The 15,063-nt window shown below is 62.9% G+C and carries 10 protein-coding genes; 4 read left to right on the top strand and 6 right to left on the bottom strand.

Annotation, left to right across the window (positions count from 1 at the left end):
• Nucleotides 1-6 precede the first annotated feature (6 nt).
• Nucleotides 7-1,470, top strand: coding sequence for a sensor histidine kinase (locus tag B9Z33_RS03065; protein ID WP_233252710.1), 1,464 nt, complete (start codon nt 7-9; stop codon nt 1,468-1,470).
• Nucleotides 1,471-1,640: 170 nt separating this feature from the next.
• On the opposite strand, the gene B9Z33_RS03060 is transcribed toward B9Z33_RS03065, so the two are convergent.
• The 4 genes from B9Z33_RS03060 to B9Z33_RS03045 all read right to left on the bottom strand — a co-directional run bounded on the left by B9Z33_RS03060 (nt 1,641) and on the right by B9Z33_RS03045 (nt 4,251).
• On the bottom strand, nt 1,641-2,300 hold the full coding sequence (locus B9Z33_RS03060) for a glutathione S-transferase family protein (RefSeq protein WP_108285526.1): 660 nt from the start codon (nt 2,298-2,300) through the stop codon (nt 1,641-1,643).
• Nucleotides 2,301-2,320: 20 nt separating this feature from the next.
• Nucleotides 2,321-2,626, bottom strand: coding sequence for a hypothetical protein (locus B9Z33_RS03055; protein WP_108285525.1), 306 nt, complete (start codon nt 2,624-2,626; stop codon nt 2,321-2,323).
• Nucleotides 2,623-3,402: a biotin--[acetyl-CoA-carboxylase] ligase gene (locus tag B9Z33_RS03050; RefSeq protein ID WP_108285524.1), complete on the bottom strand. Its 780-nt coding sequence runs from the start codon at nt 3,400-3,402 to the stop codon at nt 2,623-2,625. The genes B9Z33_RS03055 and B9Z33_RS03050 overlap by 4 nt, the downstream gene beginning before the upstream one ends.
• A 153-nt stretch (nt 3,403-3,555) precedes the next feature.
• The gene (locus B9Z33_RS03045) at nt 3,556-4,251 is read right to left on the bottom strand and encodes an SET domain-containing protein (protein WP_108285523.1); all 696 of its coding nucleotides are present in this window, start codon (nt 4,249-4,251) and stop codon (nt 3,556-3,558) included.
• 95 nt (nt 4,252-4,346) lie between these two features.
• Here B9Z33_RS03045 and B9Z33_RS03040 point away from each other — a divergent pair, with 95 nt between their 5' ends.
• Together B9Z33_RS03040 and B9Z33_RS03035 are read left to right on the top strand one after the other, a co-directional pair.
• Complete coding sequence (locus tag B9Z33_RS03040; RefSeq protein WP_108285522.1) at nt 4,347-7,271, top strand: DNA topoisomerase III; 2,925 nt, start codon at nt 4,347-4,349, stop codon at nt 7,269-7,271.
• A gap of 228 nt (nt 7,272-7,499) precedes the next feature.
• Nucleotides 7,500-7,973, top strand: coding sequence for a hypothetical protein (locus B9Z33_RS03035; protein WP_108285521.1), 474 nt, complete (start codon nt 7,500-7,502; stop codon nt 7,971-7,973).
• Here the strand turns inward: B9Z33_RS03035 and B9Z33_RS03030 are convergent, their stop codons facing one another.
• A complete protein-coding gene (locus B9Z33_RS03030) occupies nt 7,974-9,869 on the bottom strand; it encodes an acyl-CoA synthetase (protein ID WP_108285520.1) in 1,896 nt (631 codons plus the stop codon). It abuts the gene before it with no gap.
• Between the two features lie 202 nt (nt 9,870-10,071).
• Between B9Z33_RS03030 and B9Z33_RS03025 the strand changes: the two genes are divergently transcribed.
• Nucleotides 10,072-11,046, top strand: a complete 975-nt coding sequence (locus B9Z33_RS03025; RefSeq protein ID WP_108285519.1) for a threo-3-hydroxy-L-aspartate ammonia-lyase — start codon at nt 10,072-10,074, stop codon at nt 11,044-11,046.
• Nucleotides 11,047-11,127: 81 nt separating this feature from the next.
• On the opposite strand, the gene putA is transcribed toward B9Z33_RS03025, so the two are convergent.
• The gene (gene putA / locus B9Z33_RS03020) at nt 11,128-14,970 is read right to left on the bottom strand and encodes a bifunctional proline dehydrogenase/L-glutamate gamma-semialdehyde dehydrogenase PutA (RefSeq protein WP_369916306.1); all 3,843 of its coding nucleotides are present in this window, start codon (nt 14,968-14,970) and stop codon (nt 11,128-11,130) included.
• Nucleotides 14,971-15,063: the final 93 nt, after the last annotated feature.

The raw sequence follows: 15,063 nt of genomic DNA, 5'->3' as shown, positions 1-15,063 counted from the left end.
GCCGCCATGAAATCCCGCGGCTGGAATGTGCGCATCTTCAAGCGGGAACAACGTTCCTTGTTCGGGGAAATCCTCGACTGGATGCTCACCCCACTGCTGCTGCTGTGGCCGATCAGCCTGGCCCTGACCTGGCTGGTGGCGCAAGGGCTGGCCAACAAACCGTTCGACCGCGCACTGGTCTACAACGTGCAGGCCTTGGCCCAACAGGTCAAGCTCGGCCCCGACAAACGGGTGCAATTCAACCTGCCCCAGCCTGCGAGTGAACTGTTGCGGGCCGACGAGACCGACCTGGTTTATTACCAGGTGCGGGGCGGGCACCAAGAGCACCTGAGTGGTGAGCGGGATCTGCCCTTGCCCCCCGTGGACCAAGACAAAGGCAGCAGCTACGAAGTGCACATCCGCGATGACGAAATGCGCGGCTTCGAGGTGCGCGTGGCCTACACCTGGATACGCCTCGATGCCGAGGGCAAGCATCCCGCACTGGTGCAGGTGGCCGAGACGCGTGAAAAACGCTCTGTGCTGGCGGCCGAGATCATCAAGGGCGTGATGCTGCCCCAGTTCGCTTTGTTGCCCTTGGCGGTGCTGTTGGTGTGGCTAGCGCTGGTGCGCGGCATCAAGCCGTTGTCCGAACTCGAAGAGCGCATCCGTGCCCGCAAGCCCGATGACCTGAGCCCGCTGGATGACAAGGCCGTGCCCATGGAAGTGGCGCCGTTGGTGGTGTCGGTGAATGATCTGCTCGAACGCCTGAAGGACTCGATCGTCACCCAGAAGCGTTTTTTGGCGGATGCAGCGCACCAGCTCAAAACACCCTTGGCGGGTTTGCGCATGCAGGCCGATCTGGCGCAGCGTTCAGGCTCCAGCGAAGAAGACCTGAAAAAATCATTGAAGCAAATCGGCCGCGCCAGTGTGCAGGCCACGCACACGGTGAACCAGCTGTTGTCACTTGCCCGTGCAGAAGGTGGCGGCACGCATGTGCCTCAGCAAAGCTGCGACATGGTGCTGTTGGCCAGCGAAGTGCTGCAAGACTGTCTGCCCCGGGCGATGGACAAGGGCCTCGATCTGGGCTACGAAGGCGTGGATGCCGGGACACCGGGGGCATGCGTGCAGGGCAACCCGACCTTGCTCAAGGAAATGGTGCGCAACCTGGTCGAAAACGCGATCCACTACACCCCTTGCACGCCAGAGCATCCGGGTGTGGTCACGGTGCGTGTTTTGGTCGACCCGTACAGCAAAGCGCTGGTGATGCAGGTAGAAGACAACGGTCTGGGCATTCCCTTGGCCGAGCGCGATCTGGTGTTTCAGCCGTTTTACCGGGCGCTGGGCACCAACGTCGACGGCTCAGGCTTGGGTTTGCCGATCGTCAGGGAAATTGCGCAGCAGCATGGCGCCAGCGTCAGCGTGGACGCGGCCTTTCCCAACCAGACCCCGCCGGGTGCTTGCTTCACCCTGCGGTTCAACACGCCCAGCTGAAAGCAGGCGCAGCCCCGCTTTTTGTGGGAGGTCGCCCCTGCGCCCGAATGCCTGAAATGGCGCTGGCTGCCATTCGCGAGCAGGGGCTCGCTCCCACATGCGCCTCCAAAAGCCCTATCTTTGCGGGAGACTGCCCCTGTGGCCGAAGTCCTGAAGGGGCGTTGTCTGTCTCAAGCGGGCTTGCCCATGTTCAGCTGCAAACGCTCGCGCTCCATCACGCGGGCCACGGCAGGTTCTGCCGCCACTTTTTGCACAAAGGCCCACAGTTCGGGGTGTTCTTCGGGCGTGATGCCGGCAATGGTGCCCCAGCGCGTGAGGGTCAGGCTGTAAGCGTCCAGTGGACCAAAACGCTCACCGCTCAGCCATGCCTGGCCTTTGGCCGCAGCCGCTTTCACCAGTGTCTGCAATTCGCCCAGCATGCCGCGGAACAGTTGGGTGTTGTAAGGCTTGAGGGCGGCTTGCACTTCGGGCAAGTCCGAGAACTTTTGCGGCATGAAGATGTGCGTGAAGGTGGGGTGCACGGTGTTGTTCATCCAGGCCAGCGTGGAGATGGCTTGCGCGCGGGCCAAGGGCTCGGTGGGCAAGAAGCCCGCTTGTGGGAACAGCTGGTCCAGGTGCAACACTATGGCCACGATTTGCGTGACCGCCTGGCCGTTGTTGACCAGCACAGGCACTTGGCCACGCGGGTTGATGGCTTTGTATTCCTCGCTGTTTTGCTCGCCTTTGTGCAGCTTGACCATGCTGGGTTCAAACTCGGCACCGCTCATTTCCAGCAGCACATGGGGCACGAAAGAACAGGCACCGGGGGCGAAGTAAAGTTTCAGGCTCATCAAAGTCTCCGTCAAAGGGGTTAAGGGTTCGTTTTGGCTGCGGGGCTGGCTGGCGCTGGCGTAACGGGTGCGGAAGGCACCGACGCGCTGGCCGCTGGGCCCGTCGATGCTGCGGCGCTGGCCTCTGAGGCCGCTGACGCTGCCATGCGTTGTGAGGCAGCAGCAGGGGTTTCGACTTGAATGGCTTCAGGTCGCAGCTGGTTCAGCACGCGTTCAGGTTCGCGCGCGGTGTTGGGGCCCCAGCCCCAGCGGGCAAAAGCGTCCCATTGCCAAGCGAGCGTGAGCAGATTCAGGATCAGCAAAAGGGCCATCAACCAACGCATCATCGGGACTCGTTCTCCAAGGGAAATGGGCGCACGCTGACTTCGGCGCTGTGAATTTCTTGCACACCGGTGTCGGTTTGCAACCGCAAAGCGCCGCTGGGGCTGACGCCGATTGCCACGCCGACTTGGCCATCGCTGGTGTGCACGCGCCGGCCCTTGAGCACATCGCGCGACTCAAACCGGGTTTGCAGCGGCGCAAACCCTTCGCGTTCAAACGCCAACAAGGTCTGGATCAAAGGCATCGCCACGCGTGCCAGGCAGTCAGGTGCGGTCAAGTCCGGCAGCAGCTCGGTGAGGGCCGCTGGCGCTGTGTTGAGGCCGTCTGCGGGGCGCGGGCGGATGTTCAGCCCCACCCCCACCACCACTTGGCTGCGCCCGCCCATGCTGGCCGCTTCGACCAGGATGCCGCCGAGCTTGCGGTCTTGAAACCACAAATCGTTGGGCCACTTCAGGCCCACGTCGGAGTGCAGACTTTCGGCCAAGCTCAGGCCCACAGCCAGCGACAGGCCAGACCAGTCTTGGGGCTTCAGCGCCAGGCTGAGTGAAAAGGTGAGTGAATCGCCCGGCTGGCTTTGCCACACTCGGCCCATGCGGCCACGGCCTGCGGTTTGGCGCTCGGCCACCAGCAGTGTGGGCTCGTGCTGCCCGGCGCGGGCCCGGCGCATGAGTTCGCTGTTGCTCGAATCGATTTCGGGCAGCACTTCGACCGTGAAATCGGGCAACAGGGGGAACACCTGTTGCCAAACAGTTTCAGCAGGCCAAGCGGTGGGCGTGATCATGGTGGCGTTGGCTCAACGTGTGCGTTGTGAAAGCGAGCCCCTGCTCGCGAATGTTGGCGTTTTTTGGCGCCTTCGACAAGGCCTGCAGAGATTGACCAGCATTCGGCTGCGGGGGCGGCCTCCTAAAGGGTCAACGCTGCAGGCCAGCAGGGGTCAGCCCTTTTTCGTGACCGCCTTTTTGGGCTTGGCCGTCTTGTTGACCTTTTCCGTTTTCACGGGCTTGGCCGCTTGAGGTGCTTTGCTTTTGGCTTTCGCCTTGGCTTGGTTTTTCGGCTTAGCCTCAGACTTGACCTTCGGTTTGTCTTTGGACTTGGCCTTGGCTTTTTTCTGGCTTGGAATCTTGGGTGTGTCTTTGCGCTCTTTGGGCGACAGCAGCGTGCCACGGCAGTTCTTGCTGCCACACCAGCAAGGGTATTCGGCCTTGAGCTTCTTGGTGTAAGGCTCGTCGATGATCAGACCGTAGTCGTAGTTCAGCTCTTCGCCCGCCTTGATGTTGCGGATGGCTTTGATGAAAATGCGGTCGTTTTCTTCGTCGGCTTCGCAATTGGGGTTGCAGCTGTGGTTGATCCAGCGTGAAGAGTTGCCGCCGTGCAGCGCGTCGATCACCCGGTCTTCGTTCACATGGAAGTAGAAGGTGTGGTTCGGGTCTTCAGGGTCGTGGGGGTGGCGGTCTTGTGCCTCGTCCCAGCTGATGACCTCGCCCACGTATTCGATCAGGGTCTCGCCTTCGGCGAGGTCTTGCAGTGCAAACACGCCCTTGCCATGCACGCCGGAGCGGCGAACCTGGATGCGTTTGCCGGATGCGCTCGCGCTGGAGCGGCTGGGGGAAGAAACTGGGGTTTTGGCCACGGCGTTAAAAATTTGTTATGGTGAATTCATGTGGGCGTGCGCGTGAGCGCGTGCCCGGGCGCGTGCGCACACGCGAGACAACGGATTGTAATGACATGAAGACATTGGTAATTGCAGAGAAGCCTTCGGTGGCTCAAGACATCGTGAAAGCCCTCACGCCGGTATCCGGCAAGTTCGAGAAACACGACGACCACTTTGAGAACGACACCTATGTGGTGACCAGCGCGGTGGGCCACCTGGTGGAGATCCAGGCCCCCGAGCAATACGACGTGAAACGCGGCAAGTGGAGCTTTGCCAACCTGCCTGTCATTCCGCCGCACTTTGACTTGAAGCCGGTGGACAAGACCAAGAGCCGTTTGAGTGCCGTGGTCAAACAGGCCAAGCGCAAAGACGTGACCGCGCTCATCAACGCCTGTGACGCGGGCCGCGAGGGGGAGCTGATCTTCCGCCTGATCGAGCAGTACGCAGGCGGTGCCAAGACCCTGGACAAGCCTGTGCAACGCCTGTGGCTCCAGTCGATGACGCCACAAGCGATCCGCGACGGCTTTGACAGCCTGCGCAGCAACCAGCAGATGCAGGGCCTGGCCGATGCCGCCCGCAGCCGCTCTGAAGCCGACTGGCTGGTAGGCATCAACGGCACCCGCGCCATGACTGCCTTCAACTCGCGCGATGGCGGCTTCTTCTTGACCACCGTGGGCCGGGTGCAAACCCCCACGCTGGCCGTGGTGGTCGAGCGCGAAGAGCAAATCCGCAAATTCATCAGCCGTGACTACTGGGAGATCCACGCCGAGTTCGCCGCCACCGCAGGCACCTACCCCGGCAAGTGGTTCGATCCCAAGTGGAAGAAAGAAGAAGACGGCGAGAAGAAAGCCGACCGCAAATGGACGGCTGCAGAAGCGCAGGCGATTGTGGATGCCGTGCGCGGCAAGACCGCATCGGTCACCGAAGAGGCCACACCCACCACACAAGCCAGCCCCGGCTTGTTTGACTTGACCAGCCTGCAGCGCGAAGCCAACGGCAAGTTCGGCTTTTCGGCCAAGACCACGCTGGCGCTGGCGCAAAGCCTGTACGAGCGCCACAAGGCCCTGACCTACCCGCGTACCGATTCGCGCCACCTGCCCGAAGACTATGTGCCCGTGGCCAAGGAAACCTTCGAGATGCTGGCCGACAGCGGCATGAAGCATTTGGCCCCGCACGCGCTCACGGCCTTGAACAACAACTACGTGCGCAAAATTCCGCGTGTGTTCGACAACAAAAAGGTGTCGGACCACTTCGCCATCATCCCCACGCTGCAAGCGCCCAGCGGCCTGTCCGAGGCCGAGCAAAAGCTGTATGACCTGGTGGTGCGCCGCTTCATGGCGGTGTTTTTCCCCAGCGCCGAATACCAAGTGACCACCCGCATCAGCGTGGCCGCAGGCCACAGCTTCAAGACTGTGGGCAAGGTGCTGGTCAAACCCGGTTGGTTGGCCATTTATGGCAAAGAAGCCGCAGAAGAGGTCGAAGACGCTAAAGACGGCGACAAAGGTCAGAACCTGGTGCCTGTGCAGCCCGGCGAACAGGTGGGCGTGGAATCGGTCGAGGCCAAAGGCCTCAAAACGCGTCCGCCTGCACGTTACTCAGAAGCCACGCTGCTGGGTGCCATGGAAGGCGCAGGCAAGATGGTCGACGACGACGAGCTGCGCGAAGCCATGCAGGAAAAAGGCTTGGGCACACCAGCCACCCGCGCCGCCATCATCGAAGGCCTGATCAACGAGAAATACATGCTGCGCGAAGGCCGCGAGATGATCCCGACGGCCAAGGCCTTCCAGCTCATGACGCTCTTGCGCGGTTTGGGTGTGGAGGAACTGTCCAAGCCTGAGCTGACCGGCGAGTGGGAATACAAGCTCGCACAAATGGAGCAAGGCAAGTTGAGCCGCTCCACTTTCATGGCCGAGATCGCGGCCATGACCGAGCACATCGTCAAGAAAGCCAAGGAATACGACCGCGACACCGTGCCCGGCGACTACGCCACGGTGACCACGCCCTGCCCCAACTGCGGCGGCGTGGTGAAAGAAAACTACCGCAGGTACACCTGCACCGGCGCAGACGGCGCGAGCGAAGGCTGCGGCTTCTCGTTTGGCAAGTCGCCCGCAGGCCGTACCTTCGAGCCCGCCGAAGTCGAGCAGTTCATGCGCCACAAGAAGATCGGCCCACTGGACGGCTTCCGCTCCAAGGCCGGATGGCCTTTTGTGGCCGAGATGGCGCTCAAGTACAACGAAGAAGAGAAAAATTGGAAGCTCGAATTCGATTTCGGTGACGACAAGAAGAACGAAGAAAGTGGCGAGATCGTCGAGTTCAGCGACGAAGCGCTGGGCGCATGCCCCAAGTGCGGCAGCCCGGTGCACGAGCATGGCAGCAACTATGTGTGCAGCAAAGCCGTGCCCACCAACGAGCAACCCACGCCCAGCTGCGACTTCAAGAGCGGCAAGATCATCTTGCAGCAACCGGTGGAGCGTGAACAGGTCGTCAAATTGCTGGCCACCGGCAAGACCGACTTGCTCGACAAGTTCGTGAGCAACCGCACGCGCCGCAGCTTCAAGGCCTTCCTGGCCTGGAACGCTGAAGAAGGCAAAGTGGCTTTTGAGTTTGAGCAACGCGAAGGCGGCAAGAAATACCCCCCGCGCAAAACAGCCGCCAAAAAGACGCCTTTCGGCAAGCCCGCAGCCAAGAAGACCGCCGTCAAAACAGCCAAGGTGCCTGCGGCCAAAAAAGCCGTCAAGACGACTGCACCCAAGGCTCCACGCAAAGCCGCTGTGGGCACCTTGAAGCCCAGCGCTGCGCTGGCCGCCGTGATCGGTGACGGCACCTATGCCCGCACCGAGGTGGTCAAGAAAATCTGGGACTACATCAAGGCCAACAACCTGCAAAACCCGGCCGACAAGCGCTCGATCACCGCCGACGGCAAACTGCAGGCCGTGTTCGGCAAAGACCAGGCCACCATGTTCGAGTTGGCCGGGATCATCGGCAAGCACCTGAGCTGACCCAGAGCCCTGATGGGTCATCCCAAAACGCCACGCCAGTCGTGGCGTTTTTTTTGGCTTGCGTCGAATGCCATTGCACGGCTTGGCACCAGTGACGGGAAGGGGTGAGTGAGGGGTGAGGGTATAGACCTTGGGGTTGATGAAAATTGACCGTTCGGTGAATTCATGTGCGGCAATTTTTCTCGCAGACTGGCCTTCTGTTTCACCCCAAGAGCGAAGGACCCACCCATGAACGCCCGAATTTTCAAAACCGTATCATTGACTGCAGCCATGTTGCTGGCGCTTGCCCATTTGTCTGCTTCAGCCCAAGGCACAAGCCCCGGCACCGGCTTGACGGAAAAAACGGAAAAATTTGTGGAGCGGCAAAAAGAAAACTTGCACAAGCAGACCCAAATCCGCACGCAAGAAAAGACCTTGTCCGACACACGCGATCTGATCAAGGGGCAGGACAAGCTGCTCAAGCAGACGCGTGACCAGATTCAGCGCCAAGAGCGTGTACTGACCCGCACCCGTGCTCAGATTCAGGACCATGCGCAAGACAAACCCGAATTGCTGGATCAGCTGCGCAACCAGGAACAAGCGCAAACCCAGATGCTGTCACGCTTGAAGACGCAAGAGCAGACCTTGACCCAGACCCGCGACCAACTCAAGGCCGAAGAGCCCGTGCAAACCCAACTGCGCGATCACCTCAGAAATCGGTGATCAAGCTTCCTTGAAATTGATTTTGACAGGCAAGGCGGACAGCAGCGGTTTGAGCTGAGCCCAAGCAGCCGCTGGCGTCGTGGTCGCGTCAATCTCGACAGGTGCATCGCCCGTGGCCCGCACCTGCGGCCATTGTGCGGGTGCGGTTTGCAAGGGCGTCATCACTTGCTGGATCAGACCCTTGGCCACTGCTGCGGTGGCCAGCGTGCGCAACTCGGGTTTGTAAATCTTGCCCACGTTGGTCACCGGCATGCGTTCCAGTACCGTGATGGACTTGGGTTGGGCCGGCGCTTCGTCAACCCGCTGGGCTGTGAAAGACAGCAGCTCGGCTTCGGTGGCTTGGGCACCGGCTTTGAGGGTGACGAACACCACGGGCAACTCGCCCGCATAGGCATCCGGTGCGCCCACAGCCGCGCACAAATCCACGGCGGGGTGCGCACCCAGCGCGTCTTCGATCACTTTGGGGTCGATGTTGTGGCCGCTGCGGATGATCAGGTCTTTGGCGCGGCCCGACAGGTGCAGGCGACCTTGCGTGTCGATGAAGCCCACATCACCCGTGATGAGCCAGCCGTCCGGTGTGAAACTGCGCGCCGTCTCTGCGGCATCCAGATAACCAGAAAACAAATTCGGCCCTTGGTAAAGCACCATGCCTTTTTCGCGAGCAGGAAGGGTGTTCGATGTGGCCTGGTCGTCGCTGCTCAGCGCCACGATGCGCACACGCGCATGGGGCAAAGGCCAGCCCACGCAACCTGCGGGCGCACTCAGACCCGGCGGGGCCACGGTGCTCAGGCCTGCGGTTTCGGTCATGCCCAGGCTCTCGTTGATGTGCAAACCGAAGGCTTGTTCAAAGCGTTGCGCCAGTTCGGGCGGCAGCGGCGCTGCGCCTGTGCGCACGGCACGCAGGGTTGAAATGTCGGCCCCCTGCAGCGGCACGCCTGCGAGGGCAGCCAGCACCGTGGGCACGCCCGACATCAGCGTGCAGCGGTGGTGAGCCACCAGCCGCCAATAGTTTTGCACCACCTCGCGGTTGCGAAACAAGGCCTCGGTGGGAATGATCACATGCATGCCGACGGCCAGCGAACACAAGGCCCCGGGCAGTACGCCCGCCACATGGAACAGAGGGTAGCCGTTGATCGTTGCATCGCTCGAGCGAAAGCCTTGCATGCTGGCATTGGCCCAAGCGGTGAACACCTGCGCACCATGGCTGTGCCGGGCCAGTTTGGGGGCCCCGGTGGTGCCGCCTGTGTGAAAGTAAGCCGCGATGTCCGTGGGCTGAAAAACCCGTTGGCTGACCAGGTGGTCGGCCACCTGCGTGACCCGCAAGGCGTGGAAGTCTTGGGCACCAGCAGGCAGCGTGTCGCTGCCTTGCTGTGGGTCGCCTTTGGGGTTGACCAGCAAAACCGTTTTCAAACCGGGTAACTGGGTTTGCAGGCGCAAGGCTTTCGCGCGCAACTGGCTGTCGTCTTCGACGCCATGCGCGATCAGCACTTTGGCGTTGCTGGCCCGCAGCAACGACAGCAATTTTTCATCGCTGAGCAAGGGGTTGAGCGGTTGCACGATGCCTGCCGCTTCGCCACCCCAAAGTGCCAGGTGGTAGGCCAGACCGCCGGGCAACAGAACCCCCACCGCGTCTTGAGGGCCCACACCCAACTGGTGCAGCAGATTGGCCGTTTGGTGGATGCCTTGCAGCAAGTCACGATAGGTCCAGGTCGTGGACTTGCCGCCGGGTTGGCCCGTGTGCAAAAAGGTCAGTGCAGGCTGGTCGGCATGCGCCTGGGCGCTGGCACGGATGAGGTCATAGGTGCTGACCCAAGGCATGGCCTGGGCCAGCGGCGTGGCCTCGATGCGGTGGATGTCGGCCAGGGCTTGAACGGGAGATGAAACAGTCAGGTGCATGAGCCATGTTAGCCACCGCCAGTCGCTGGCTTTGTCTCCCAGGTGGCAAGTTGGTGCTTTTCAAACCGGCGACGTCATCAAGCTCGCATGACCCGCGCACTTGACCCCAAATCTGGACTTCCCATCACTGCCTCTTTCAGGATTTGTGCAGCCCCGCCAGTCATGTCAACATGTCCACTTTGCAACCCTTCAGGGATTACCGATGCACGATGCCAGCGCCCTACCCACTTTTGAAGACGTTCTGGCCGCCGCTGCGCGGCTACAAGGGCACGCCCACCGAACCCCGGTGCTGCAGTCGCGCACGCTCAACGCACAGTTGGGTGCCCAGGCCTTCATCAAGTGCGAAAACTTCCAGCGCATGGGGGCCTTCAAGTTCCGGGGGGGCTTCAATGCCCTGTCGCGGCTGACGCCCGCCGAGCGCCGGGCCGGGGTGGTGGCTTATTCATCGGGCAACCACGCACAGGCCGTGGCCTTGTCGGCGCAGATTTTGGGCATCCCGGCCACCATCGTCATGCCGCATGACGCCTCGCCCGCCAAGCTGGCCGCCACCCGGGGTTATGGTGCGAAGGTGGTGGGCTACGACCGCTACAAAGACGATGCCTTGGCCATTGCCAAAGGCCTGGCCGCCGAGCACGGCATGCGCTTCATCCCGCCGTTTGACCACCCGGACGTGCTGAGCGGCCAGGGCACGGCGGCGCTGGAGCTGTTTCAGGAAGTGGGCGAGCTGGACGCCTTGTTCGTGTGCTTGGGCGGTGGCGGTCTGCTCAGCGGCAGCGCCCTGTCGGCCAAGGCCCTGTCCCCGGCCTGCAAGATTTACGGCGTGGAGCCCGAAGCGGGCAACGATGTGCAGCAGTCCTTGCAACAGGGCCAGCGGGTGCGCATTGCCACCCCGGTGACGATTGCCGACGGCGCGCAAACGCCCATGGTCGGCGAAATCACCTTTGAGATCATCCGCCGCCTGGTGGACGGTGTGCACACCGTGACCGATGCGCAACTGGTGCAGGCCATGCGTTTTTATGCCGAACGCATGAAGATGGTGGTCGAGCCCACGGGTTGCCTGTCACTGGCGGCAGCCATCCAAGCCAGCAAGCAGCTCCAAGGTCAGCGCGTGGGCATCATTGTGAGTGGCGGCAACGTGGATTTGGGCCGCTTTGCCCAGTTGCTCAACCAGAGCTAAATCCGGACATTCGGCCAGCACAGGCCAGTAACGCCGCACCGCTGGTGGTGACCGCTCAGCTGAGCGGCAAGGTTGACAGGCTCAAACCGCCAAGCTCATCAAACTGGCGTTGCCACCCGCTGCGGCTGTGTTGGTGCTGATGCTGCGCTCGCTGACCAGGCGTGCCAGCGGTACAGCCACATCCCCCGGGCTCAAGGCTGTGAGCGTGACGATACTCCCCGGGCGTTGCGCCAGCTGTGCTTGCCAGTGCAAGGTTGCGGCCCCGTCAGCGTGTAGCAGCGCGGCATGGACAGGGTTGCCGTGCGCTTCGTCTTCCAGCGTCACCTGACTTTGCACCGCAGGAGGCAAATTCGCAAGAAGCGCCTGCGTAGACATGGGCCACACGGCGCGGCTGCCCACAGCCAGCACGGCTGCCAGCTGCGTCAGGCGGTCGGCATCGGCACCGGGCTGATCACCCGTCAGGCACAGCACCCGCGCACGGGCCTGCAAGCGGTAGACGTTGCGCTCGCCCGTGGGCCCACTCAGGGTGGCTTGCAGGCCTGCGGGGTTGGTGGCGGCAAATTGCGCGCACGCGTGGGCCAGGGTTAAGTTGTTTTGGGTGACCGCCCAGTCGTGCAGGGCTTGCAGCGCGGGTGTGGCGTGCGGCATGGCGGTGGCCCCGCTGGCCTGCACGCTGCGCAAGGCGGCATCGGCCGGGCACGCGGCCAGCAAACGCAGCAGGTACAGCGGCCCGCCCGCTTTGGGGCCGGTGCCAGACAGGCCTTCACCGCCAAACGGCTGCACGCCCACCACCGCGCCGACCATGTTGCGGTTGACGTAGACGTTACCCGCGTGGGTGGTGTCTGTGACCTGCGCGATGGTTTCTTCGATGCGCGAATGCACGCCCAGGGTGAGGGCGTAACCCGTCTCGTTGATGGCTTGCAGCAAGCTGCCCAGCTCGTGGCGGGCATAACGCACGATGTGCAGCACCGGGCCGAACACCTCGCGCTCCAGCTGCCCAATGTGTGTGATCTCTATCAGTGTGGGTGGCACGTACGTGCCAGCGGGTAAATCGCTCAGCGTGTTGCGGGCCATGCGGTGCACTGGGCAGCCGCGTTGCTGCATGGCGTTCACATGCGCTTCAATGCCCGTTCGTGCGCGTTCGTCGATCACGGGCCCCATGTCCACGTTCAGTTGCGCGGGCGTGCCCAGGGTGATTTCGGCCATCGCGCCTTGCAGCATGGCGATCAGTCGGTCGGCCACATCGTCCTGCACACACAACACGCGCAGGGCCGAGCAGCGCTGGCCTGCAGCTTCAAAAGCCGAGGCCACCGCGTCGGTCACCACTTGTTCGAGCAGCGCCGACGAATCGACCACCATGCAGTTCTGGCCGCCGGTTTCTGCGATCAGGGGCACAGGCTGACCATGCGCGTTCAGGCGTTCGGCCAGCGCGGCTTGTAACATGCGGGCGGTCTCGGTGGAACCGGTGAACATCACGCCTTGCACGCGGGCGTCGCGCACGAGTTGCATGCCCACCTCGGCACCGCGCCCAGGCAACAACTGCACAGCGGCTTTGGGCACACCAGCAGCCCACAAAGTCTGTACGGCCAGGGCTGCGACGCCCGGCGTGGACTCGGCAGGTTTGGCCAGCACCGGGTTGCCTGCGGCCAGCGCGGCGGCCACCTGGCCCACAAAGATCGCCAGCGGAAAATTCCACGGGCTGATGCACACCACTGGTCCCAGTGGCTTGTGCGTGGCGTTGTCAAAGTCGCGGTGCACCTGCGCTGCGTAGTAGCGCAAAAAGTCCACCGCTTCGCGCAGCTCGGCCACGGCGTGTGCCCAGGTCTTGCCCGCCTCGCGCACCAGCAGGGCCATCACGCGGGGCGTATCGGCTTGCAGCAGATCGGCGGCGCGCTCCAGCAAGGCGGCACGTTGTTCGGGCGGTGTTGCAGCCCAGTCGGGGGCGATGCTGCTGGCCGCTTGCAGGGCCGCGTTCACATCGGCGGCACTGGCGTGTTGCACGCTGCCGAGCACATCGCGGTGGTCAGCGGGGTTGCGCAAGGTGCAGCGCTCGGCTCCGGTGAAGGGGGTGGCCAGCAGAGGCGTCACCTGCGTGGGCTGCGTGTGCATCTGCAGCTGCGCGGCCAGCTGGCGCAGCGTGGGTTCGTGCGCCAGATCGGTGCCGCTGGAGTTGCGGCGGGCCGCGCCGTACAGCTGCACGGGGAGTGCAATTTGTGGATGAGGCTGGCCCACGGCCGCGTCTTCTTGCAAGGCGTCCTGCTCGGTGCGCAGCACCGGGTCTTGCACCAGATCGCTGATGGAGACGCTGTCGTCGGCCATGCGGTTGACAAACGAGCTGTTGGCCCCGTTTTCGAGCAAACGGCGCACCAGGTAGGCCAGCAGGGTTTCGTGTGTGCCCACGGGGGCGTAGATGCGGCAGGGGCGCGAGAACTGTTGGCCCCCATGCAGGCTCACTGCGTGTAGCCCGCTGCCCCCCCAGGGGGTCCTCGCGTCTTGGGACGGCCCGGCGACGCTCGCTCGGCCGACCACCTGCCGGTACAGCGGCTCGCCCATGCCATGCAGGCACTGGAACTCGTATTGGCCGGGCGCGTAGTCACCACCGATGTCTTGCGCCATGGTCACGATGGCCGCCAGCGTGTGCGCGTTGTGCGTCGCAAATTGCGGGTACACCGCCTCGGGCGCGGCCAGCAGCTTTTGGGCGCAGGCCAGATACGACACATCGGTGTGGTGCTTGCGGGTGTAGACGGGGTAATCGCTTTGCCCGTCGATTTGGGCACGTTTGATCTCGCTGTCCCAATATGCGCCCTTCACCAAGCGCACCATCAGGCGGTGGCCCGTGCGCCGCGCCAGATCGACCACGAAGTCGATCACAAAGGGGCAGCGCTTTTGATAAGCCTGGATCACAAAGCCGATGCCGTGCCAGCCTTGCAAGCTGGGCGCGTGGCACAGGGCTTCAAGCAGGTCGAGCGAGATGTCGAGCCGGTCGACTTCTTCGGCGTCGATGTTCAGACCAATGTCGTATTGCTTCGCCAACTCGGTGAGCTGCAACACGCGGGGCAAGAGTTCGTCCATCACGCGCTGATGCTGCGCGCGGCTGTAGCGCGGGTGCAAGGCAGACAGCTTGATCGAGATGCCAGGGCCGTTCACCACGCCTTGGCCGTTAGAAGCTTTGCCGATGGCATGGATGGCGTTTTCATACGACTGGAAATAACGCTGCGCATCGGCCTCGGTCAGCGCCGCTTCACCGAGCATGTCGTAGGAATAGCGAAAGCCTTGGGCCTCCATGGCGCGGGCGTGGTGCAGGGCCTCGTCGATCGTCTCGCCCGTCACAAATTGCTCGCCCAGCATCTGCATGGCCAGCTGCACGCCTTGGCGGATCAGCGGCTCGCCGCTTTTGCCGATCAGACGCGTGAGCGAAGCCAGCATCGCGCCCTCGCTGTGTGTGGCGACCAGCTTGCCCGTGAGCAGCAAGCCCCAGGACGCGGCATTCACAAACAGCGAAGGGCTGCGGCCCACATGCTGCTGCCAGTCGCCCTGGCCGATCTTGTCGCGGATCAGCGCGTCGCGGGTGGCGGCATCCGGAATGCGCAGCAGCGCCTCGGCCAGGCACATGAGCGCCACGCCCTCTTCGCTCGACAAGGCGTATTCCTGCATCAGGCTTTGCACGCGCCCGGCGCGACCGCCTTGTTGCGGGCCTTCGCGCATGCCGGTGACCAGCTGGCGGGCCAGGGCATCGGTGCGTTCTGTCTGGACTTCACTCATGCGTGCCGCAGCCAGCAACGGAGCGAGAGCCTGCGCTTCGGGCAGGCGCGTAGCGCGGGCGATGGCCTCGCGCAAAGCGCTGCGTTCGGGCAGCGGGCCGCCGGGGGTGAAGTGGGCACCGGGCGTGGGCATCAGTTGCAGGGGTGTTGTGGGGGCGTTCATGGCGGCGACTTCGCTGGTTGACATGAATCGCCATCATCCCGATCTGTAACGAAATATTTCACCAAAATACTGTTATTTCAATGAATAATGCAC

This window comes from Limnohabitans sp. T6-20, from assembly GCF_003063505.1.
GTDB lineage: Bacteria > Pseudomonadota > Gammaproteobacteria > Burkholderiales > Burkholderiaceae_C > Limnohabitans_A.
Note: the sequence above shows the minus strand (reverse complement) of the source record. Positions and strands in the feature narration are given on the sequence as shown.

Excerpts from the sequence above, each read along its gene's own strand:
- B9Z33_RS03035 (WP_108285521.1), top strand. The coding sequence starts at position 7,500 with ATGAACGCCCGAATTTTCAAAACCGTATCATTGACTGCAGCCATGTTG.
- B9Z33_RS03040 (WP_108285522.1), top strand. The coding sequence starts at position 4,347 with ATGAAGACATTGGTAATTGCAGAGAAGCCTTCGGTGGCTCAAGACATC.
- B9Z33_RS03060 (WP_108285526.1), bottom strand. The coding sequence starts at position 2,300 with ATGAGCCTGAAACTTTACTTCGCCCCCGGTGCCTGTTCTTTCGTGCCC.
- B9Z33_RS03030 (WP_108285520.1), bottom strand. The coding sequence starts at position 9,869 with ATGCACCTGACTGTTTCATCTCCCGTTCAAGCCCTGGCCGACATCCAC.
- putA (WP_369916306.1), bottom strand. The coding sequence starts at position 14,970 with ATGAACGCCCCCACAACACCCCTGCAACTGATGCCCACGCCCGGTGCC.
- B9Z33_RS03050 (WP_108285524.1), bottom strand. The coding sequence starts at position 3,402 with ATGATCACGCCCACCGCTTGGCCTGCTGAAACTGTTTGGCAACAGGTG.
- B9Z33_RS03065 (WP_233252710.1), top strand. The coding sequence starts at position 7 with ATGAAATCCCGCGGCTGGAATGTGCGCATCTTCAAGCGGGAACAACGT.
- B9Z33_RS03025 (WP_108285519.1), top strand. The coding sequence starts at position 10,072 with ATGCACGATGCCAGCGCCCTACCCACTTTTGAAGACGTTCTGGCCGCC.
- B9Z33_RS03055 (WP_108285525.1), bottom strand. The coding sequence starts at position 2,626 with ATGATGCGTTGGTTGATGGCCCTTTTGCTGATCCTGAATCTGCTCACG.